We start from the raw sequence: 20338 nt of genomic DNA, 5'->3' as shown, positions 1-20338 counted from the left end.
ATGGTGGATACGGCAACGACGAAAGCGGTCCCGGCCGCGCCGGCCAACGCTTCCCGGCAAGGTTACTGGCGCGGCGTGCTGCGCCGCTTACTGCGCGATCCCGGCGGCGTGGTGGTGGGGGTAGTGATCCTGCTGCTGCTGGCCCTGGCGCTGTTAGGGCCATGGCTTATCGTCAAAGACCCCTATCAAACGTCAATGTTCCTGCGCCTGAAGCCCATCGGCAGCGACGGCTTCCCGCTGGGCTCTGATGAGCTGGGGCGCGACATGCTGTCGCGACTGATTCTCGGCACCCGGCTGTCGCTGTTTATGGGGATTGTCCCGGTGGTGTTCGCCTTTTTTATCGGCGGCGCCATCGGGATCATCGCCGGCTACATGGGCGGCAAAATCAATACCGTGATTATGCGCACCGTGGATGTGTTCTATGCCTTTCCCTCGGTCCTGCTGGCGATTGCGCTGTCGGGGGCGCTGGGGGCGGGCATCGGTAATGCGCTGCTGTCGCTGACCCTGGTGTTTGTCCCGCAGGTGGCGCGGATTGCCGAGAGCGTGACCGCCCAGGTACGGCATATGGACTATATCGACGCCGCCCGGGCCACCGGCGCCAGCGCATTGACCATTATCCGCGTCCAGGTGCTGGGTAACGTGCTCGGGCCGATCTTCGTCTTCTCCACCGGGCTGATTTCGGTGTGCATGATCCTCGCCTCCGGCCTGTCGTTTCTCGGCCTCGGCGTGCGGCCGCCGGAGCCCGAGTGGGGGCTGATGCTCAATACCCTGCGCACGGCAATCTATACCCAGCCGTGGGTGGCCGCCCTGCCGGGCCTGATGATTTTTATCACCTCCATTTCGTTCAATATCCTCGCGGACCGCCTGCGTGCGGCAATGGCGATTAAGGAGTAAGCGATGCAACCCTTTATCAATATCGATCTCGGCGGGCCGGCGCAGCCGCTGCTGAAGGTCAATCACCTGCTGAAGTACTTCCGCGGCGGCAAAGGCCGGGAGGTGGTCCAGGCGGTGGACGATATCAGCTTCACGGTGATGAAAGGTGAAACCCTGGGGGTGGTCGGCGAGTCGGGCTGCGGCAAATCGACCACCGCCCGACTGCTGATGCAGCTGCTCACCCAGGACAGCGGCGAACTGATCTTCGACGGGCTGGAGGTTGGCTCGTCGCGTCTGCCCATGAAAGCCTACCGTCGCCAGGTGCAGATGGTTTTCCAGGATAGCTATGCCTCGCTCAATCCGCGCATGACCATGGAGGAGAGCATCGCCTTCGGCCAGCGCGTCCACGGCGTCAGCGCCAGAGAGGCCAGCGAATACGCCCGCTATCTGCTGGCGCACGTCGGCCTTGAACCGGCGCGCTTTGCCGACCGCTACCCGCATGCGCTCTCCGGCGGCCAGCGGCAGCGGGTGAATATCGCCCGCGCGCTGGCGATGAAGCCGCGGCTGGTCATTCTTGATGAGGCGGTGTCGGCGCTGGATAAATCGGTGGAAGCCCAGGTGCTGCAGCTGCTGCAGGAGCTAAAACGCACCCTCGAGCTGACCTATGTGTTTATCAGCCACGATCTGCACGTGGTTCGCTGGCTGTCGGATCGGATCCTCGTTATGTACCTTGGCGAAGTGGTAGAGATCGGCCCGGCGGAGCAGCTGTTTACCGCCTCCGCCCACCCCTATACCCGGGCGCTGTTAAGCTCCATGCCCTCCATGGACCCGGAACACCGCACCCTGACCTCGCCGCTGAGCGGCGATCCCCCCAGCCCCATCGCGCCGCCGAGCGGCTGTCGCTTTCACACCCGCTGCCCGCATGCGAAGGCGGTCTGCGCCGAAGTGAAACCGCGGCTGGAGGCGGTCGGGGAGGGGCACCAGAGCGCCTGCCTGATGGCGCAGCCGGCCTCGCTCTGGCATCAGAGCATCCCCCTTAAGGAGGTCAGCCATGTCGGATAACGCCTTTGTCCATGTGCGCGACCTGCGGGTCGTCTTTCGCCGCGACGGGCAGACCATCAACGCGGTCAACGGGGTCTCCTTTGACGTACAAAAGGGGGAGGTGATGGCGCTGATTGGCGAGTCGGGTTCCGGCAAGAGCGTGACCCTGCGGGCGCTGATGCGCCTGCACCCGCCGGGGAGCAGTGAGCTCTCCGGCACCCTGCGGGTGGGTGACGACGCGGTGCTGACGATGAGCGCCAGCCAGCTGCGGCGCTACCGCGGCGGGCGCTGCGCGATGATTTTTCAGGAGCCGCTACTGGCCTTCGACCCGGTCTACACCGTTGGGCAGCAGATTATTGAAGGGCTGCGTCGCCACGAAGGGCTGTCGCGCCAGGCGGCCCGGGACAGGGCGCTGGAGGCCCTGCGCCAGGTGCGCATTCCCAGCCCCGAGCGGCGGCTGGACGCTTACCCGCACGAGATGTCCGGCGGGATGCGCCAGCGGGCGATGATCGCCCTCGCGCTCTCCTGTAACCCGCAGCTGCTGCTGGCGGATGAGCCGACCACCGCCCTCGACGCCACGGTGCAAATCCAGATCCTGATCCTGCTGCGCGAGCAGCAAAAGCAGCGCGGGCTGTCGATCGTGTTTGTGACCCACGACATCGGCGCCGCGGTGGAGATCGCCGACCGGGTGGCGGTGATGTACGCCGGGCGGATCGTCGAGGAGGCTTCTATGAGTGAGATCCTGCGCCACCCACGCCATCCTTATACCCGGGTGCTGCTGGGCAGCCGGCCGAAAGAGGGGCTTAAGAAAGGCGATGCCCTGCACTGCATTCCCGGCGCGCCGCCGGATCTGGCGCGCTTGCCGCCCGGCTGCGCCTTTGCCGAGCGCTGCCCGCACCGTCGCCCGGTCTGCGAGCAGAGCCTGCCGCCGACGGAATCCGTCGCGGAGCGCCATGCGGTGAGTTGCCACCGCTGGCGCGAGCTGGCGATTGACGCCAACGCGCAGGCCCTGGCCGTCTGACCGGCGGCAACACACCACGATGAAGACCAGGCGCTGATGCCTTTTTTCCCACCGCCGGTTGCGCTGGCGGCGACCTTGATGTCAGGAGACCACCATGAGCTGTGATGTACTTTTTACCCCCGCGACCGACACCACCGGCTGGCGCATCAATGGCGACCGCCTGTGGGCGTCGTTAATGGATCTCGCGCAGATCGGCGCCACGCCGAAGGGCGGCTGCCGCCGTCTGACCCTCACCGACCTCGACCGTCATGGGCGGGACCGGGTGATTGGCTGGGCACGGGAGGCCGGGATGAGCGTCACCATCGATAAAATCGGCAATGTGTTTATGCGTCGGGAAGGGCGCAACCCCAGCCTGCCGCCCATCGTCTCTGGCAGCCATATCGACACCCAGCCCACCGGCGGCAAATTTGACGGCAACTACGGCGTGCTGGCGGCGCTGGAGGTGGTGCGCACGCTCAACGATCTGCAGATTGCCACCGAGGCGCCGATTGAGGTGGTGTTCTGGACCAACGAAGAGGGGTCGCGCTTTGTGCCGGTGATGATGGGCTCCGGGGTCTTTGCCGGGGTCTTCCCGCTGGAGGAGACCTGGGCCGTCACGGATAAAGAGGGCGTCAGCGTCGGCGAGGCGCTGGCGCAGATCGGCTATATCGGCGAGCAGACCCCGGGAGAGCATCCCGTCGGCGCCTATTTTGAGGCGCACATTGAGCAGGGGCCGATTCTCGAAGATGAAGCGAAAACCATCGGTATCGTGCAGGGCGTGCTGGGGATCCGCTGGTACGACTGCGTGGTGACCGGTCAGGCGTCGCATGCCGGGCCCACGCCGATGCGCCTGCGTCAGGATGCCCTGCAGGTGGCGACCCGCATTATGCAGGAGGTGGTAGCGATTGCCGGACGCAGCGAAGAGGGACGCGGCACCGTCGGCAGCGTGCAGGTGTGGCCCAACAGCCGCAACGTGGTGCCCGGAGAGGTCACCTTCTCCATTGATATGCGCAATCTCAGCGATGCGCTGGTGGATGAAATGGATCGCCAGCTGCGGGCGTTTATCGCGGAGGTTGAGCGGGAAAGCGGTCTGCAGGTGGCCCTGAAGCAGGTGAGCCACTATCCGGCGGCGCCCTTCGATGGCGAATGCCAGCAGGCCATTGCCGATGCCGCGCAGCGGCTGGGCTACCCGGCGCGGCCGATCGTCTCCGGCGCCGGGCATGACGCAGTGTATATGAGCTACCTGGCGCCGACCGGGATGATTTTTATCCCCTGCAAGGATGGGATCAGCCATAACGAAATGGAGTATGCCTCGCCGGAGCACGTCGCCGCCGGCGCCAACGTGCTGCTGCAGGTGATGCTTCAGTACGCGCGGCCGCTGTAGGCGGTCGCCCTCCCCGGCGGGGCGACCTGTTTTCAGCCGTTTGTCATGCGGTAGTCCGGGTCAGCGGTTACGCCGCCGAAACCCGGGACGGCGGATGTAGGGGCGGTCAATCACTGCTCCTGCTCTCTGCGCTAACCCGCCGGCGGCCACATTTGCGCGAGCCCACCACGCACAGCACCACGCCGAGGGTAACCGCCAGCATCAAGGGGCTGACGGTTTCGTGCAACAGCGCCGCCGACAGGCCAAGCCCGAAGAACGGCTGCAATAGCTGGAGCTGGCCGACGGCGGCGATCCCGCCCGCGGCCAGCCCTTTGTACCAGAAGATAAAACCGATCAGCATACTGAAGAGCGACACATAGCCGAGTGCGGCCCAGGATAAGGCCGATATGGCATGCCAGGACGCAGGCTGAACCATCAGCGAGGCGGGGAGCATCAACGGCAGGGCAATCACCAGCGCCCAGCAGATCACCTGCCAGCCGCCGAGCTCCCGCGTCAGCTTCGCCCCTTCCGCATAGCCGAGGCCGCAGGCGATAACTGCCGCCAGCATCAGCAGATCGCCGCTGAGCGACGTCGCCGCACTTTGCGTCAGGGCGAATCCCATCACCAGCAGGCTGCCCAGCAGCGAAAAGATCCAGAAAGCGCGCTGTGGACGCTCGCCGCCGCGCAGCACACCAAAAATAGCGGTCATCAGCGGCAGCAGACCAATAAACACAATCGAATGCGCCGAGGTGATGCGCTGCAGGGCCAGCGCCGTGAGCAGGGGAAAGCCGATCACCACCCCTGATGAGACGATGATCAAGGGCACAAGCTGCGCCAGGCGCGGGCGTTTCTGGCGAAAGCCGACCAGCAGGGCGATGGCAAGCAGTCCGGCGATGGAGGCGCGCAGAAAGGTCAATAACAACGGATCCATATCCTGCACCGCCAGCCGCGTCGCGGGCAGCTGCCCGCCGGCAGCCGTCTGCCAACGCACCGTACCCTTGCCGCCGATGAACGCCTCTCGCTGGCCACCGCCACCCGCGTCTACCGTGAACTGGAAGAGATGGGGCTGGTTAGCGGCGAAACCGGCCGCGGCACCTTCGTGCGCGACCTCGCGCTGCCGCCGGGGCATGGGGTCGATCAGCAGGTGGTGGCCGCTGACGTCGTGGATCTTAACTTCAACTACCCTTCGCTGCCGGCGCAGGGCGATGCGCTGCGCGAGGCGCTCAGGCAGCTGGCGATGGCGGGCGATATTGATTCGCATCTGCGCTATCAGCCTCACGCCGGGCGGCTCGCCGAGCGGGACATTATCGCCCGCCATTTGACCTGCCGACACTTTGCGCCGGCCGCGGAAAATGTCCTGATCGTTAACGGCGCACAGCACGGGCTGGCGGTGACCGTTATGGGGCTGTTACGTCCGGGCGATGTGGTGGCGGTTGATGCTCTGACCTATTCGGGCTTCAAGGTTCTGGCGGCGCTCTATCATCTGGAGCTGGCGGCCATCCCCTGTGGGGCCGAGGGGCCGGACCTGCAGGCGCTTCATGCGCTGTGCCAGCAGCGGCGAGTGCGGGCGGTGTATACCATGCCGACGCTGCACAATCCGCTGGGCTGGGTGCTCAACGCCGGGCAGCGGCAGGCGCTGGCCGACCTCGCGCGCCAGCACGATCTGCTGATTATTGAAGATGCGGCTTACGCCAGGCTGGTGAGCCGCCCGCCGCCGCCGGTGGTCAGCTATGCGCCGGAAAGAACGGTGTATGTCACCGGCTTTTCGAAAAATATCGCCACCGGACTGCGCGTGGGGGTGGTGATTTCTCCGCCGCGCTATCGGCCGGAGATTGAGCGCGCCATCCGGGCCACGACGTGGAATACGCCGACGCTGATAAGTTCGCTGATCTGCGCCTGGATTGAAGATGGCACGGTGGCCCGCTTTGAAACGCAGAAACGCCAGGATGCGCGGCAGCGGCAACAGGTGGCCCGCGAGGTGCTTTGTGGGCTTCCCGTTGTCAGTCATCCCGATTCGTACTTCGTCTGGCTGCCTCTGGGGGAAGAGAGCCGGGCCGATCGGCTGGCGAACGCGCTGATGGAACGGCGTATTTCGGTGTCGACCGCCGAGCCGTTCTGCGTCTCCGCCACGATTCCACAGGCGCTGCGCATTGCGCTCGGATCGGTGCCTTTCGACAGTCTGCGCCCGGCGCTGCTCAGCGTGCGCGATGCCGTTGAGTACGAACAATTTCGCTAACCCATCTGCTCCAGCTGGCCGCGCAGGACCTCCACCCCCTGGGCGATGGCGTCGGGGTTAATGGCGTGGAAACCCATGCGAAAGTAGTTATCCGGCGGCGCGGCGCTGAGAAAATGGCGCGCCCCGGGCTCAATCAGCACGCCGGCGTGGGCGGCGCGCCAGGTGAGCTGCTGGGTGTTGATCTGCGCCGGTGTCTGCAGCCAGAAGGCGTTAGCGTGTTCGCTCCCCGCCAGCGCGCGGCACGACGGCAGATAGCGCTGCAGGGCGGCGTGCAGGCGCTCCCAGCGCTGGGCGGAGTCGTAGTGGTAGCGCCGCAGATGGGTTTCATAATGGCCCTGGGCGAGGAAATGGGCCATCTGGTACTGAATGTTGGTCGGCGGATGGCGATAGACCAACCGGCGCAGGGCGCGCGCCTCGTCGATCAGGTCCGGGTCGGCGACCATAAATCCCAGCCGCAGCCCCGGCGACAGCGCCTTTGACAGGCTGCTGACATACACCACCCGGCCGCTGCGGTCGCTGGCCTTCAGCGCCGGCAGCGGGTTGAGGGTAAAGTTACTTTCCGAGTCATAATCATCTTCAATGATCACCGCGTCATGGCGGGCGGCATGATCCAGCAGCTGGCGGCGGCGCGCGCTGCTCATTGCCACCCCGGTGGGCACCTGGTGGCCGGGGGTGACATAGTAGTAATCGCAGGGACGTTCGTTAAGCACGATCCCCTCTTCATCCACCGGGTGCGGCACCACCTCGGCGTCGGCGAGCAGAAAGGTGTTGATGGCTTCGCGAAAGCAGGGGTTTTCGACGCCAATGCGGGTGGTGGAGGAGAGCAGCAGCCGGGTCAGCAGGTAGAGGGCGTTTTGCGAGCCCAGGGTAATGAGAATTTCGTCCGGGGCGGCGACAATGCCGCGCTTGGGCAGCACCCGGGTGCGGATCTGCTCGATGAGCATCGGCACATCCTGGTCAATATGGTCGATGACCCACGCCGGGTCGCGCACCCCGCCGTGCAGCCAGTTCGCCGCCGAGCGCCAGGTGGCCAGCGGGAACTGCCGGGTATCGGGCTGGCCGTAGATAAACGGGTAGCGGTAGTGCATCCAGCCCGCCGGTTTGAGGATCGACTCCTGCTGGCTGGGGGTCATCTGCAGCCGGTCGCCCCAGCGTGGTGCAGCCGCTTCGCGCTGCGGTGCACTCTCGACCGCGGGCGGCGAAGCATCGTGATAGTCGGGGTGCAGGTAGTAACCACTTCGCGGGCGGCTAATCAGGTAGCCCTCGTTGACCAGGCTTTCGAACACCAGGGCGGTGGTGTTGCGCGAGACGCGCAGCTGGCTGGCCAGCTGGCGGCAGGAGGGGAGCGGGGTGTCGGCGGCGAAGATCCCGCTGAGAATGGCATTCACCAGCGTCTCTCGCACCTGTTCCTGCAAACCGCGGCCAGGCTCAAAATCAACGTGTAACAGGTGACGGATCATACGGGGCTCCTCTGGCAATAACGCATCGCGACCACCCGCTAAGCTCAGCAAATTCCATACCACCCTTCCGCCATCTGACACAGCGATGCGGCCCATCTGGCTCTATACGGAATTGCAAAACGCTCCCACATTAAAAACGCATTCAGCCGCCGTGGACCGGAACCTCCCGGCCTCTATTTTGCATAAACCTTTTCGCGTTCTGGAATGAACCCGTCTGGCCAATCCATCAGGGGTGAAATAATGAAAAAATCATTGGCATCAATATGTCTGAGCGCTGTATTAACGGTTGCTTTTTCTTATCACGCCGTCGCGGCCGATCTGCCGGAAATAGAAAAATCCGGCACCCTGAAAGTGGCGACGGAAGATGATTATGCGCCGTTTAACTTTATGAATAATGGCCAGGCCGATGGCTTTAACAAAGATATGCTTGAGGAGTTACGTAAATACGCCAAATTTCATGTCGACCAGAGCATATTACCGTGGACCGGATTATTAGCGGCTGTCTCCACCGGACAATACGATATGGCCTTAACCGGGGCGGTTATTACCGATGAGCGGCTGAAAGTCTTTGATTTCACCCCACCATGGGCCTCCGCGCAGCACTATTTCGTCAAACGCGCTGGCGATACCTCGCTAAATACCATTGCCGATCTCAGCGGCAAAAAAGTGGGCGTGCAGGCAGGCAGCGCGCTGCTGGCGCGTTTGCCGGAGCTGAAGGCGATGCTGGAGAAGACCGGCGGCAAGCTGGGACCGGTGGTGGAGTACCCCTCCTATCCGGAAGCCTACGCCGACCTGGCGAATAAGCGGCTGGATTACGTGATTAACGTGGTTATCTCGGTAAACGACCTGGCGAAAGCCAAACCGAAGGTCTTCGCCAAAGGGCTGGCCGTCTCCGGACCGGGCTATATGGCGTGGCCGATCCCGAAAAACTCGCCGCAGCTGCTGGCCTATATGACCAAGTTTATGAACTACATGAAGGAGACCGGCAAGCTCGCCGAGCTGCAGAAAAAATGGTTCGGCGAAACCTATGACAACCTGCCCACCGAGGCGATCACCAGCCCGGAACAGTTTCATAAGCTTGCCGGTCTGTAATGTTCCGCGGCGGGCGACCGCCGCCTGTTGCTGAGAAGGAGGGCCTCATGGATGCAATTTCCTGGCAGTTATTAATCGAAGGCGCATGGACGACCCTCTGGATTTCGGCCATCGCTATCGCCTTCGGGGTGGTGGCGGGGCTGCTGATCGCCCTGGTGCGGATGTTGCGTCTGCCGGTTATCGACCAGCTGCTGGTGGTCTATATCAGCCTGGCCCGCGCGACGCCGCTGGTGACGCTGGTGCTGTTTCTGTTTCTTTCGCTGCCCACGATGGGTATTAACCTCGACAAGAACGTGGCTGCCATCGTGGCGCTGACGCTTAACACGTCGGCGTTTAACGCTGAGATCTGGCGCAACGCCTTCCGTACCTTTCCGCGCGAACAGCGGGAGGCGGCGGAGTCGGTGGGAATGCGCCGCTGGACCTACTTCCGCTACATCATGCTGCCGCAGATGTGGATCGAGAGCCTGCCGGCGCTGGTCAATGAAATGTCGTTTTTGATCAAAGGTAGCCCGGCGATCGCCGTGATTGGCGTGGTGGATCTTACCCGGGTGACCAACCGTATCTCCTCGGTCACCTACGAGCCGCTGTCGCCGATCCTCGCCGCCGGCCTGCTGTATGTGACGATCATCGGCTGTTTGTTGAAGCTGCAGGGGATCGCGGAACGGAAAGCCAGGCGCCTGGCGCGCTAGCAACGGGAGGTATTATGAATCAGTGGGGCGTTATCTGGTCGGTACGCGATAGCTTTATTGCCGGGTTATTCGCGACCCTCGAACTGTTTATTACCGCCGCCCTGGCGGCCCTTATTATCGGTATTGCGCTGTGCTATTTGAGTGAATATCAAAAGAAAGTCCTTAACCGGGTTATCATTGGCTTTGTCAGCCTGATGCGCGCGATCCCTTTTTTGATCCTCGCCTATCTGCTGTATTACGGACTGCCGCAGCTCGGTATTAGCATGGAGCCGTGGACCGCCGGTTTATTGGCCCTGATTATTTATCATGGCGCCTACTTCTTTGAAATATTGCGCAGCCAGCGGCGGGTATTTTCCGGCGGGTATATTGAAGCGGCGATTGCTCAGGGCTTTTCTCGCTATGCCATTTTTCGGCGGATTATTTTACCCAATATCGTCTCTTCCGCCTTACCGCTGATCGGCAATCAGCTGATTATCTGCCTGAAGGACACCGCTTTCCTGAGCATTATTACCGTTCAGGAGATCACCGCCGCCGCCAACAGCGTCCAGGCGACCTATTTTATTCCGTTTAACGCCTTTATCGTCGCCATTGGGCTTTACTGGGCGATCAGCATTCTGCTGGAACTGCTGATTAAGCGCCTGACCGCCTGGGGAGCCAAACGAGGAATGAGCCATGCCTGAGTCTATTGCCGTAAGCGTCAAAAACGTCTCCAAGCAGTTCGATAATGTGGAAGTCCTGCGGGATATTAACCTGACGGTGGAGAAGGGGACCGTGGTGAGTATTCTCGGCTCGTCCGGGTCGGGAAAATCCACCCTGCTGCGCTGTATGAACTGGCTGGAACAGCCGGACCGCGGTGAAATTCATATCGGCGGTCAGCGGCTGGGGATTGATGAACAGCGCGGCCGGGCGATGTCGCACCGCCAGCTGGCCAAAATCCGCGAGCGGGTGGGGATGGTGTTTCAGAGTTTTAACCTGTGGCCGCATCTGACCGTGCAGCAAAACGTCAGTGAGGCGCTGCTGCGCGTTAAGGGCATGAAACGAGACGAGGCTAAGGCCATGGCTATGCGGCAGCTGGAGAAAGTCGGCATGGCGCACAAAGCCGATGTCTACCCGATCACCCTCTCCGGCGGGCAGAAGCAGCGGGTGGCGATCGCCCGTTCGCTGGCGATGTCGCCAGAAGTCATCCTCTTCGATGAACCGACCTCGGCGCTGGATCCGGAGCTGGTGAACGAGGTGTTAGGAGTGATGAAAGCCCTTGCCGCCGAGGGCTACACCATGGTGGTGGTGACCCACGAGATGGATTTTGCCCGCCAGGTGTCCAATGAGGTGGTGTTTCTGGAGAAGGGGCTGCTGATTGAGAAGGCGCCGCCGGAGAAGTTCTTCACGCAACCTGACTCCGAACGCGTCAGGCAGTTTCTGCAAAGCAGCCGCTAGACCGGCCTGTCCCCCCTGCCGGCAACGCCGGCAGGGGAAACGTCAGACTTTACTTAATCCCGGTCGATGGCGAACGGCTGCCACGCCTGACGCACCGGCATCACTTCTACCCGGTTAATGTTCATATGCGCCGGCAGCGTGGCGATATAAAACATCTGCTCGGCGATATCGCGCGCGCTCAGCGGCGTGGTGCCGCGATAGAGCTTATCCGATGCCGCCTGGTCGCCCTTAGTGCGCACCAGGGTAAATTCGGTCTCGGCAATCCCCGGCGCCAGATCGGTGACTCGCACGCCGGTGCCAAGCAGATCGCAGCGCAGGTTATAGCTGAACTGTTTCACGAAGGCCTTGCTGGCGCCATAGACATGGCTGCCGGGATAGGGCCACTGTCCGGCGATCGAGCCGATATTGATAATGCTCGCTCCGGCGCCATGGCGAATCAGCGTCGGCAGCAGGGCGTGGGTGACCGTCACCAGACCGGTGACGTTGGTGTCGATCATCGTTTTCCAGTCCTCCAGCGCCACCTCCTGCGCCGGCAGCGGCGACAGCGCCAGCCCGGCGTTGTTGATCAGGGTGGTGACATCGGCGAAATCGGCGGGCAGCGACGCCACGGCGGCAGCCACTGCCTCGCTGTCACGAACGTCAAGCTCAATAATATGCACCGGCACCTTAGCGGCGAGGCTGTCCTGTAAGGCCTTCAGTCGCGGATAGCGGCGCCCGCTCAACACCAGCGACCAGCCCGCGTCGGCAAACACCTGCGCTGCCGCTTCGCCAAAACCCGAGGTCGCCCCGGTGATAAACACTACGTTGCTCGTTGCCATCTCATTCTCCTGTGCGGTTGTCTCTTCACTATAAAAACGCCGGACGGCAAGGCACAGGGCCAGACGACGGGCGGGGATGTGACACCGTGTCACATCGTTTTGCGCGCACTGGCTCTATCCGATTTGCGCGGCCGCGGCCAATGATGAAGCCAACCACTACGACATGAGAGAGGGCAGGGTATGAAGCTGGCAATTCACAACGAGGTCGCGGTAAGCAATGACGAAGTTCGGCAATTGGATCGCGCCTATGTGTTTCATTCATGGTCGATGCAGGGCAATCTCAACCCGCTGGTCATCGCCGGGGCGCAAGGCTGCGAGCTGTGGGATTATGAGGGGAATACCTGGCTCGACTTCAGCAGCCAGCTGGTGAACGTCAACATTGGCTATCAACATCCCCGGGTGCTGGCGGCCATGAAAGCTCAGCTGGAGACCCTGGTCACCATCGCGCCCGCCACCGCCAACCTTGCCCGCGGCGAAGCGGCGAAGCGCATCGTCGACCTGGCGCCGGCGGGCTTCAGCAAGGTGTTCTTCACCAACGCCGGGGCGGATGCCAATGAGAACGCGATTCGCATGGCGCGGCTCTATACCGGGCGCGACAAGGTGCTCTCGGCTTATCGTTCCTACCATGGCAACACCGGCAGCGCGATCGCCGCCACCGGCGACTGGCGCCGGGTGCCGAATGAGTTCTCCCGCGGCCATGTGCACTTCTTCAACCCCTACCTTTACCGCAGCGAGTTCAACGCCGCGACTGAGGAAGAGGAGTGCCAGCGCGCGCTGGCGCATCTGCGGCGGATCATTGAATGCGAGGGGCCGACGGCCATCGCGGCGATCCTGCTGGAGTCCATCCCCGGCACCGCCGGGATCCTCGTGCCGCCGGCAGGCTATATGCAGGGCGTGCGCGCTCTGGCCGACGAGTTTGGCATCGTGCTGATCCTCGATGAGGTGATGGCCGGCTTTGGCCGCACCGGCAGCTGGTTCGCCTTCGAACAGGATGGCGTGGTGCCGGATCTGGTGACCTTTGCCAAGGGGGTTAACGCCGGCTACGTGCCGGCGGGCGGGGTGCTGATTAGCGAGCCGATTGCCCGCTACTTTGACGACCACTTCTTTGCCGGGGGGCTGACCTACTCCGGCCATCCGCTGGCGATGGCGGCGATTGTCGCCACCATCGACGCGATGAAAGAGGAGAAGGTGGTTGAGAACGCGGCCTATATCGGCAACGAGGTGCTGCGACCCGGCCTCGAGGCGCTGGCGGAGAAGCACGCCATTATCGGCGAGGTGCGCGGTCGCGGCCTGTTCCAGGCGCTGGAGCTGGTAAACAGCCGTAAACAAAAAGCGCCGCTGACCGCCGCCGACATGGCCGCGATCAAAGGGGCCCTGACCGAGGCCGGGCTGCTGGTCTTTGTGGTGGAGAACCGCATTCACGTGGTGCCGCCGTGCACCATTACTGCTGAGCAGGTGGCGCAGGGGCTGGCGATTTTTGATGCGGTATTCGCCCGCTTTGCCAGCCTGGCGAAGTAGGGGAGGGGGCCGGATACTGTTGCCCGGCGGCGCTGCGTTTGCACGGGCCTACGGGGTATGAGCCTGTGTGTGGATCCCGTAGGCCGGGTAAGGCGCAGCCGCCACCCGGCGAAATAACGTCACAACTGAATATTTCCCTGTTCGCGCTGCGTCTGGCAGGGCTACAGCTTCTGTGTTAATTCCGGGCAGATTGCGCTCCCAATATTTCTTCTGCGTTATGTCAATCATGGCGCAAGGAGCGCACAGGGGGCGGCCAGTCGCCGCCGCCCCCTGTACCCCCGGCCTTCCGGGAACGTCTCAGCGATTTTGAGGCCGCCAGCACCGGCAGTTTCAGTCGCCGCAAGTGGGTAAATTAACGGCAGGTCGCACGAATCGTAGGTCGGGTAAGCGAAGCGCCACCCGACAAAACAACGGCGCATCCGCTGCCTTCACCTCATTCGGTGTTCCCCGTTGACCAGCGCGTCGCGATCGAAAAAGCGCTGGATCACGCCCTCCGCCATAAACGCTGCCCGATCGGACATATGGGCGATGACGTCGGCATCATGGCTGACCAGCAGATAGGTCATGCCGTGCTCCTGTTTCAGGCGGTTAAGCAGATTGAGGATTTCCGCCTGTACCGACATATCCAGTGCCGAGGTCGGCTCATCCAGCAGCAGGAGCTGCGGGCGCAGCAGCAGGGCGCGGGCAATGGCCACGCGCTGCCGTTGACCGCCGGAGAGCTGATGCGGATAGCGGCGCGCGGCGTCGGCGGCCAGACCCACTTGCTCAAGGGCGGTGGTCACCCGCGGGGCAACGTCGCGGATGCCGTGGATCTGCAGCGGCTCCGCCAGGGTGCGCCACAGGGTATGGTTGGGATGCAGCGAAGCATACGGATCCTGAAACACCATCTGCACGTTGCGCCGCAGCTCGCCCTGAAAGCGGGCGCCCGGCGTAATGGCCTGGCCGAGCAGATCCACGCTGCCGCGCCATTCGCGCTGTAATCCGGCGAGCACGCGCAAAATCGTCGATTTACCGCAGCCCGAGGCGCCGATCAGGCTGAAGGTTTCCCCGGCGTCGACACGGAAACTGGCGGCGGAGACCGCCGTCTTCGCGCCGAATGTTACCTGTAAATCCTGAAGATTAACGATCGCCATGGGCCGTCTCCGTAAAGTCCTGAGTTCTGTCGAGGGTCGGCAGCATCTGGCCGTAAGTATGCGCATTCGGCCGGCAGGTCCACAGGGTGCGGGTATAAGGGTGCGTCGCCGTCGGTAGCGCTCGCGCTGGCATCTCGTTGACCTGTCTCCCCTGGTACATCACCAGCACGCGATCGCAATGCGCGGCCACTAACGGCAGATCGTGGCTGATCAGTAACATGGCCATCTGCCGCTGCGCGCACTGCTCCACCAGCAGCTCGAGGATCTGGTTGCGCAGGCGGGCGTCAAGGGCTGAGGTCGGCTCGTCGGCTATCAGCACCTTCGGGTTATTGAGCAGCGCGAGGGCGATCATTACCCGCTGCCCCATCCCGCCGGAGAGTTCGCCGGGATAGCGGCTGAGGACCGGGAGCTCCAGACCGACGGCGGCGATAGCGTCTTTGACCGCCTCGGCGCGCCCGCGGCGGCTGAGACGCTGATGCAGGGTTAACGCCTCTTCCAGCTGCGTCTGAATGGACTGCACCGGATTCAGCGCATAGCGCGGGTCCTGCAGCACCATAGCGATATCGTTGCCGCGCAGCTCGCGCCAGCCGCGGGCGCTAAGGGTCAGCACATCACGCCCCAGCACCTCCAGCCGTTCGGCGCTCACTATCCCGGGCTTGCGCACCAGGCCCATCAGCGCCCGGGCGGTCATGGATTTGCCGGAGCCGGATTCGCCCACCAGCGCCAGCCGCTCGTTGCCGAGGGTGAAGCTGACGTTGTCCACCACCCGGGCGGTGGGGTAGTCGACAGCGAGTCCCTGCACGGTCAGTCGGATGTCAGTCATGTTGCGGCTCCAGAATATCGCGCAGGCCATCGCCCAGCAGGTTAAACGCCAGGCTGGCGAGCAGGATCGCCGCGCCGGGGATGGCAGCGATCCACCACTGGTCGAAAATCACCTGCATCCCGTCGGCAATCATCGCTCCCCACTCCGCCATCGGCGGGCGAGCTCCAAGGCCGAGAAAGCCGAGCCCGGCGGCGGCGAGAATAATACCCGCCAGATCGAGCGCCAGCCGGACAATTGCCGACGGCAGACATAGCGGCAGAATATGGCCGACCAGCAGCCGCCCGCCGCGGATGCCCAGCATCTCCGCCGCGGCGAGATAGTCGCTATGGCGCAGGCGCTGAATTTCACTGCGCGCCTGACGGGCGTAAGCCGGCCAGGTAGTCAGGGCTAACGCCAGCGCGCCGTTGACCAGCCCCGGGCCGAGCATCGCCACGAACGCGAAGGCGAGGATCAACCGCGGCATCGACATCACCACGTCGGTAAACCGCATTAGTATTCGCTCCAGCCACCCGCCATAGTAGCCGGAGAGGATACCCACCAGCAGCCCGACGGGCAGGGTAATGGCGGTTACCAGCGCCACCAGACCCAGCGCCGGACGGGCGCCGTAGAGCAGGCGCGACAGCAGGTCACGGCCGTAGCTGTCGGTGCCGAGCCAGTGCCCCGCGCCAGGTCCCTGCAGACGGGCGGCGGCATCCTGCCAGTTGGGATCGTGCGGCGCCAGCCACGGGGCGAATAGCGCGGTCAGCACCAGCAGGATCACCAGGGCCAGGCCGCTGAAGGCGGCGGGTGATCGGCGCAGACGGCGTAAAAACAGATAAGTCGGCATCAGCGCACCCTCGGGTCGGTTAACCGCACCAGCAGGTCGGTCAGGTTATTGATCAGCACAAAGCTCACGCCAATCAGCAGCGTGCCGCCCATGATCGCCGTGGTATCCCCCGCGAATAGCGCCGTAGTGAGGTAGCGGCCGATCCCCGGCCACGAGAAGACGGTTTCGGTGAGCACCGCCCCTTCGAGCATCGAGGTCCAGGCGAGGGCGGTCACCGTCAGCAGAGTGCCGCGGATATTGGGCAGGACGTGGCGCAGCAGAATTGTCATCTCACCAGCCCCTTTGGCCCGCGCCAGCAGAATGTACTCTTTGTTCATCTCGCTCAGGCAGGCGGAGCGGGTCAGGCGGGTGATGCTGGCCAGCGAGTAATAGGCCAGCACCAGCACCGGCAGCAGCAGATGGCCGATGGCATTTTTAAACGCCGCCATATCGCCGGAGAGCCAGGTGTCGATCAGCGCAAAACCGCTGCGCGGCTCGACGGTGTACTGATAAATATCGTCGAGGCGACCTGGGCCCGGCGCCCACTGTAGCCGGGCGTAAAACAGGGCCAGCATCAGCAGGCCGAGCCAGAAAATGGGCACCGAGTTGCCCAACAGGGTAAAGGTGCGCACCGCCAAATCCCACGGCGAACCGGCGTAACGGGCGCACAGCACCCCGGCGACGATGCCCAGTACCGCGCCGACGATCAGCGCCAGGGTCGCCAGCTCAAGGGTTGCCGGAAAGACCGCCAGCAGGTCGTGAAGCACCGGCTGGCCGGTGGCGCTGGCGATGCCAAGATCGCCATGGGACAGGTTGACCAGGTAGTGCCAGAACTGGACCGGCAGCGGTTGGTCGAGACCCAACTGATGGCGAACCTGGTCGTAAGTCGACTGACTGGCATGGTCGCCGACGATCTGCAGCACGCGGTCGACCGGCGACAGCGCGGAGAGCGCGAAGGTGACCAGCAGCAGCCCGAACAGCGTCAGCAGCAGGGTAAACAGCCCCTGCAGCAGGCGGGTAAAATGAGTGGAAAACGATGGCATGGAAAATGGAAATTCCTGGTATATCAACATGGTTCCCGGCGGCGCGACGCCCACCGGACCCGGGTGGCGAAACGGTCATCCGGGCAGGGCGAGGCCGCCATGCCCGGTGACATAACCCGCTTACTTGGTGACGTTATCGTACCAGACCATATCGGCGTTCAGCCCCTGCTGATAGCCCTTCACGTTGTCGCGCACCACGATCTGGGTTTTCCCCTGGTCAATAAAGACGTATGGCGAATGCTGCAGCAGGGTTTCCTGCATCGTTTTGTACAGGTCGAGGCGTTTCGCCGGGTCCGGCTCCGCCACCGCGGCGAGGGTGGCTTTATTCAGCTCAGGGATCTGCCAGCCGTTGAGCCCGGCCACGGTGCTGGATTTACCATCGTTCCATGCAAAGGCGCTGGCGTTGGAATGGGCATCAAAGTAGTCCGGGATCCACAGGCGGATCGCCGCCTGATGCTGCTTCGCGCGCACCCGGGCATAGACCTGGCTGCCGGCGGCCGGCAGCAGATCCACCTTCACCCCGCCCTGGGCAAAGCTGGCCTGCAGCGACTGGGCGATGGTGATGAACGGCGGTTTGTTCTCCACGTCGAGGGTGAAGTGGGCATCCTTAATGCCCGCTTTATCGAGGATAGCCTTAGCTTTTTGCGGGTTGAAGGTGAATGGATTGGTCTCCAGCGCCCCCGGCAGGCCGGCCGGCAGGAAGCTTTGATGAATAAAGTACTGTCCTTTCAGCAGATTTTTGGTGATGCCTTCATAATCGACCAGCCAGCGCGCCGCCTCCCAGAAGGCCGGATTATTCAGCAGCGGGTTGGCGCTGTTGGCGGTATTAAACACCAGGTAGTTTTGCTCGGCGGACGGGATGCTCAGCACCTTCACGCCGGGTTTATCCTGCAGGGCGGCTATCTGGTCAGCGCCGAGGTCGCGGGCCACGTCGGCATCCCCCTGCTGGATCAGCAGGCGGCGGGAAGCCGGGTCGGGGACGTTTTTAATAATAATGCTTTTGATCTTTGGCGCGCCGGTGGGGGAGCTGGCGTTGGCCTCCAGCACGATGGCCTGATGCGGCTGGTAGACGCGCATTTTATAGGCCCCGCTGCCCGCCGAGTGCATCTTCAGCCAGTCGTTGCCGAAGTCGTTATTTTTCGCGTTCGGCGCCACCTGTTTTTCATCAACGATGGAGGCGATGGGAGTGGAGAGAATATTCAGCGCCACCGCCGGGCTGACGTCGGCGGTCCAGTGCAGCGTCAGGGTATGATCGTCAACTTTTTTCAGCTGGCTGGCGATGTTGTCCGGCTGCCAGCCGAGCACGTTGAGAATAAACGCTGGCGATTTATTCAGCGTCACCGCGCGGGTGTATGAGAAAATCACATCTTCCGGGCGCAGCGGATTACCGGAGGCGAATTTGGCATCCGGCTTCAGTTTAATGGTCAGGGTTTTCGCCGCCGGATCGGCCTGCCAGCTTTCGGCGAGAATCGGTACGATTTTTTCAGGGTTGTTGCGGTCCGGCTGCACCAGACGCTGGTAGAGGCTGGGGACCGTCTGAATGCTGGAGAGTTCGTTTGCTTCCGCCGGGTCGAGGCTGACGATATCGTCGAGACCCTGGGCGACCACCAGCGTGTTGGGCGGCGTGGCGGCATGCGCGGCGGTGGAGAGCGCCGTCAGTACCAGTAAAGGCAACAGTTTTTTGGTCATGTGCAATCCCTGAAAAATGGTTATTTTAATTTTTTATGCCTCGCTACGTTAGGCCGCTTGCCAAAAGGCGTAAAGTCAAAATAAGGATATTCTTATGCTAAAAACGCATAATCAAGAACGACAGGTTATTGCCGGTCGCGCAGAAGCGCCTTTCTCCGCTGCGGGCTTCTTGCTATAACGCATTGTCTATTGCGAGGAGGTGGGTGTGCCGGAAATCAATGAGTTTGGCCAGCAGGTGAACGACCTTGTCCCAGGCTGGCAGGGGGCGCGAGTCCTGCGACGGACGGCGTTAAATGGCCGTTTTTGTCGACTGGAGCCGCTGGACGTTGACCGTCATGCGGCGGATCTGTTTGCCGCCTATGCGCTCGGTGACAACAGCGACTGGACGTGGCTGGCGTCTACGCGGCCGGAGAGCGTGGCAGCGACCGCCCACTGGATCGCGGGCAAGGTGAATGATGATGCCCTGGTGCCGTATGCGGTGATTGACCTGCGCAGCGAGCAGGCGGTAGGCATCGTCAGCTATATGGCGATCGAACGGGAAATGGGCACGGTTGAGATCGGCCATGTCACCTGGTCGCGACGGATGAAAAACACCCCGCTGGGTACCGAAGCGGTCTGGCTGCTGCTGAAGAACGGCTTTGACCATGGCTATCGTCGGCTGGAGTGGAAATGCGATTCGATGAATGTCGCCTCGCGCCGCGCCGCCGAACGGCTGGGCTTTAGCTGGGAAGGACGTCTGCGGCAGAGGCTGGTGCGTAAAGGGCGGACGCGCGACAGCGATATGCTGTCCATCATCGACGGCGAGTGGCCTGCGCGCGATGCGGCGCTGCGGGCGTGGCTGGCGGCGGAAAACTTTACTGCCGACGGGCAGCAGATCAAACGCCTGGAGGCGTTTCGCTAACTCTGCAAAGTGAATGGGCAGAGCGCATCACGCCAGCTCTGCCCATACAAAGGCTATTTCTCGATCATCTGAATAATTTGATCCCGGTTAATGGCATGTTCATTTCCCGCGATATCCTCATAGGTGATTAACCCAGTATCGTCATCGACCTCCGGTTTTCCGTGGGTGATAATCATCTCACCATTTTTTTTCTCTAATACATAATCGCTGGAACACCCCGCAACGGTGAACGTTAATAATGCCAAACCGAATACTGCAACGAACTTTTTCATTGTGCTACCTGTTGTAAGAAAGCCACGGTGGGCCGCAGAATATGACAGACTAACCAGTTATCGAAAGTGGGTCATAATTAACACCGAATAAAGTATTAACATGGCGACTAACGTAATAACCACAATACGACGCTCAAGGGGCGTGGCC

The 20338-nt window shown here is 62.5% G+C and carries 19 protein-coding genes and 1 pseudogene; 11 read left to right on the top strand and 9 right to left on the bottom strand.

Annotation, left to right across the window (positions count from 1 at the left end):
• The 4 genes from GT756_RS05665 (at position 1) to GT756_RS05650 (ending at position 4298) form a co-directional block, all read left to right on the top strand.
• Entirely contained in the window at positions 1-894 is an 894-nt protein-coding gene (locus GT756_RS05665; RefSeq protein ID WP_032455678.1) for an ABC transporter permease, read from the top strand.
• 3 nt (positions 895-897) lie between these two features.
• Positions 898-1935 (top strand): ABC transporter ATP-binding protein, encoded by a 1038-nt coding sequence (locus tag GT756_RS05660; RefSeq protein WP_017899021.1) that lies wholly within the window; start codon positions 898-900, stop codon positions 1933-1935.
• Positions 1925-2935 (top strand): ABC transporter ATP-binding protein, encoded by a 1011-nt coding sequence (locus tag GT756_RS05655; protein WP_017899022.1) that lies wholly within the window; start codon positions 1925-1927, stop codon positions 2933-2935. The genes GT756_RS05660 and GT756_RS05655 overlap by 11 nt, the downstream gene beginning before the upstream one ends.
• A 94-nt stretch (positions 2936-3029) precedes the next feature.
• Positions 3030-4298, top strand: a complete 1269-nt coding sequence (locus tag GT756_RS05650; protein ID WP_160124591.1) for a Zn-dependent hydrolase — start codon at positions 3030-3032, stop codon at positions 4296-4298.
• A gap of 106 nt (positions 4299-4404) precedes the next feature.
• Here the strand turns inward: GT756_RS05650 and GT756_RS05645 are convergent.
• A pseudogene (locus GT756_RS05645) lies at positions 4405-5238 on the bottom strand (DMT family transporter); the annotation flags it as partial.
• Here GT756_RS05645 and GT756_RS05640 point away from each other — a divergent pair.
• Positions 5203-6513, top strand: a complete 1311-nt coding sequence (locus tag GT756_RS05640; protein WP_160124648.1) for a PLP-dependent aminotransferase family protein — start codon at positions 5203-5205, stop codon at positions 6511-6513. The pseudogene GT756_RS05645 and the gene GT756_RS05640 overlap by 36 nt on opposite strands.
• Here the strand turns inward: GT756_RS05640 and GT756_RS05635 are convergent.
• Positions 6510-7973: a PLP-dependent aminotransferase family protein gene (locus GT756_RS05635; RefSeq protein ID WP_048323295.1), complete on the bottom strand. Its 1464-nt coding sequence runs from the start codon at positions 7971-7973 to the stop codon at positions 6510-6512. The two genes, GT756_RS05640 and GT756_RS05635, sit on opposite strands and share 4 nt — an antisense overlap.
• Positions 7974-8213: 240 nt before the next feature.
• Between GT756_RS05635 and GT756_RS05630 the strand changes: the two genes are divergently transcribed.
• Genes GT756_RS05630 through GT756_RS05615 form a run of 4 tightly spaced genes read left to right on the top strand, consistent with a single transcriptional unit; the run spans position 8214 to position 11188 of the window.
• A complete protein-coding gene (locus GT756_RS05630) occupies positions 8214-9065 on the top strand; it encodes a transporter substrate-binding domain-containing protein (protein WP_004885627.1) in 852 nt (283 codons plus the stop codon).
• A gap of 47 nt (positions 9066-9112) precedes the next feature.
• Entirely contained in the window at positions 9113-9754 is a 642-nt protein-coding gene (locus GT756_RS05625) for an amino acid ABC transporter permease (protein WP_160124590.1), read from the top strand.
• A gap of 14 nt (positions 9755-9768) precedes the next feature.
• A complete protein-coding gene (locus GT756_RS05620; RefSeq protein ID WP_004885631.1) occupies positions 9769-10434 on the top strand; it encodes an amino acid ABC transporter permease in 666 nt (221 codons plus the stop codon).
• Complete coding sequence (locus GT756_RS05615) at positions 10427-11188, top strand: amino acid ABC transporter ATP-binding protein (RefSeq protein ID WP_004885633.1); 762 nt, start codon at positions 10427-10429, stop codon at positions 11186-11188. Before GT756_RS05620 ends, GT756_RS05615 begins: the two co-directional genes overlap by 8 nt.
• Positions 11189-11241: 53 nt before the next feature.
• On the opposite strand, the gene GT756_RS05610 is transcribed toward GT756_RS05615, so the two are convergent.
• Complete coding sequence (locus GT756_RS05610) at positions 11242-12006, bottom strand: SDR family NAD(P)-dependent oxidoreductase (RefSeq protein ID WP_004885636.1); 765 nt, start codon at positions 12004-12006, stop codon at positions 11242-11244.
• A 180-nt stretch (positions 12007-12186) separates the two neighbouring features.
• Here GT756_RS05610 and GT756_RS05605 point away from each other — a divergent pair, with 180 nt between their 5' ends.
• Positions 12187-13524 (top strand): aspartate aminotransferase family protein, encoded by a 1338-nt coding sequence (locus GT756_RS05605; RefSeq protein WP_160124589.1) that lies wholly within the window; start codon positions 12187-12189, stop codon positions 13522-13524.
• Between the two features lie 428 nt (positions 13525-13952).
• Here the strand turns inward: GT756_RS05605 and GT756_RS05600 are convergent, their stop codons facing one another.
• The 5 genes from GT756_RS05600 to GT756_RS05580 all read right to left on the bottom strand — a co-directional run bounded on the left by GT756_RS05600 (position 13953) and on the right by GT756_RS05580 (position 19017).
• The gene (locus tag GT756_RS05600) at positions 13953-14657 is read right to left on the bottom strand and encodes an ABC transporter ATP-binding protein (protein WP_049116395.1); all 705 of its coding nucleotides are present in this window, start codon (positions 14655-14657) and stop codon (positions 13953-13955) included.
• Positions 14644-15480, bottom strand: a complete 837-nt coding sequence (locus tag GT756_RS05595) for an ABC transporter ATP-binding protein (protein ID WP_160124588.1) — start codon at positions 15478-15480, stop codon at positions 14644-14646. Before GT756_RS05595 ends, GT756_RS05600 begins: the two co-directional genes overlap by 14 nt.
• Complete coding sequence (locus GT756_RS05590; protein ID WP_004885647.1) at positions 15473-16306, bottom strand: ABC transporter permease; 834 nt, start codon at positions 16304-16306, stop codon at positions 15473-15475. The genes GT756_RS05595 and GT756_RS05590 overlap by 8 nt, the downstream gene beginning before the upstream one ends.
• Complete coding sequence (locus GT756_RS05585) at positions 16306-17328, bottom strand: ABC transporter permease (protein ID WP_064178052.1); 1023 nt, start codon at positions 17326-17328, stop codon at positions 16306-16308. Before GT756_RS05585 ends, GT756_RS05590 begins: the two co-directional genes overlap by 1 nt.
• A gap of 120 nt (positions 17329-17448) precedes the next feature.
• Positions 17449-19017: an ABC transporter substrate-binding protein gene (locus GT756_RS05580; RefSeq protein ID WP_004885652.1), complete on the bottom strand. Its 1569-nt coding sequence runs from the start codon at positions 19015-19017 to the stop codon at positions 17449-17451.
• A gap of 205 nt (positions 19018-19222) precedes the next feature.
• Here GT756_RS05580 and GT756_RS05575 point away from each other — a divergent pair, with 205 nt between their 5' ends.
• A complete protein-coding gene (locus tag GT756_RS05575; protein ID WP_049004473.1) occupies positions 19223-19918 on the top strand; it encodes a GNAT family N-acetyltransferase in 696 nt (231 codons plus the stop codon).
• A gap of 53 nt (positions 19919-19971) precedes the next feature.
• Here GT756_RS05575 and GT756_RS05570 read toward each other — a convergent pair whose 3' ends face one another.
• Complete coding sequence (locus GT756_RS05570) at positions 19972-20190, bottom strand: YgdI/YgdR family lipoprotein (RefSeq protein WP_004885657.1); 219 nt, start codon at positions 20188-20190, stop codon at positions 19972-19974.
• Positions 20191-20338 lie beyond the last annotated feature (148 nt).

Source organism: Klebsiella sp. Q2, from assembly GCF_009900705.1.
Lineage (GTDB): Bacteria > Pseudomonadota > Gammaproteobacteria > Enterobacterales > Enterobacteriaceae > Klebsiella > Klebsiella quasipneumoniae.
Note: the sequence above shows the minus strand (reverse complement) of the source record. Positions and strands in the feature narration are given on the sequence as shown.

What these genes read in the sequence shown, in the direction of transcription:
- GT756_RS05665 (WP_032455678.1), top strand. Translation starts at nt 1, where the DNA reads ATGGTGGATACGGCAACGACGAAAGCGGTCCCGGCCGCGCCGGCCAAC.
- GT756_RS05660 (WP_017899021.1), top strand. Translation starts at nt 898, where the DNA reads ATGCAACCCTTTATCAATATCGATCTCGGCGGGCCGGCGCAGCCGCTG.
- GT756_RS05655 (WP_017899022.1), top strand. Translation starts at nt 1,925, where the DNA reads ATGTCGGATAACGCCTTTGTCCATGTGCGCGACCTGCGGGTCGTCTTT.
- GT756_RS05650 (WP_160124591.1), top strand. Translation starts at nt 3,030, where the DNA reads ATGAGCTGTGATGTACTTTTTACCCCCGCGACCGACACCACCGGCTGG.
- GT756_RS05635 (WP_048323295.1), bottom strand. Translation starts at nt 7,973, where the DNA reads ATGATCCGTCACCTGTTACACGTTGATTTTGAGCCTGGCCGCGGTTTG.
- GT756_RS05630 (WP_004885627.1), top strand. Translation starts at nt 8,214, where the DNA reads ATGAAAAAATCATTGGCATCAATATGTCTGAGCGCTGTATTAACGGTT.
- GT756_RS05625 (WP_160124590.1), top strand. Translation starts at nt 9,113, where the DNA reads ATGGATGCAATTTCCTGGCAGTTATTAATCGAAGGCGCATGGACGACC.
- GT756_RS05620 (WP_004885631.1), top strand. Translation starts at nt 9,769, where the DNA reads ATGAATCAGTGGGGCGTTATCTGGTCGGTACGCGATAGCTTTATTGCC.
- GT756_RS05615 (WP_004885633.1), top strand. Translation starts at nt 10,427, where the DNA reads ATGCCTGAGTCTATTGCCGTAAGCGTCAAAAACGTCTCCAAGCAGTTC.
- GT756_RS05610 (WP_004885636.1), bottom strand. Translation starts at nt 12,006, where the DNA reads ATGGCAACGAGCAACGTAGTGTTTATCACCGGGGCGACCTCGGGTTTT.
- GT756_RS05605 (WP_160124589.1), top strand. Translation starts at nt 12,187, where the DNA reads ATGAAGCTGGCAATTCACAACGAGGTCGCGGTAAGCAATGACGAAGTT.
- GT756_RS05600 (WP_049116395.1), bottom strand. Translation starts at nt 14,657, where the DNA reads ATGGCGATCGTTAATCTTCAGGATTTACAGGTAACATTCGGCGCGAAG.
- GT756_RS05595 (WP_160124588.1), bottom strand. Translation starts at nt 15,480, where the DNA reads ATGACTGACATCCGACTGACCGTGCAGGGACTCGCTGTCGACTACCCC.
- GT756_RS05590 (WP_004885647.1), bottom strand. Translation starts at nt 16,306, where the DNA reads ATGCCGACTTATCTGTTTTTACGCCGTCTGCGCCGATCACCCGCCGCC.
- GT756_RS05585 (WP_064178052.1), bottom strand. Translation starts at nt 17,328, where the DNA reads ATGCCATCGTTTTCCACTCATTTTACCCGCCTGCTGCAGGGGCTGTTT.
- GT756_RS05580 (WP_004885652.1), bottom strand. Translation starts at nt 19,017, where the DNA reads ATGACCAAAAAACTGTTGCCTTTACTGGTACTGACGGCGCTCTCCACC.
- GT756_RS05570 (WP_004885657.1), bottom strand. Translation starts at nt 20,190, where the DNA reads ATGAAAAAGTTCGTTGCAGTATTCGGTTTGGCATTATTAACGTTCACC.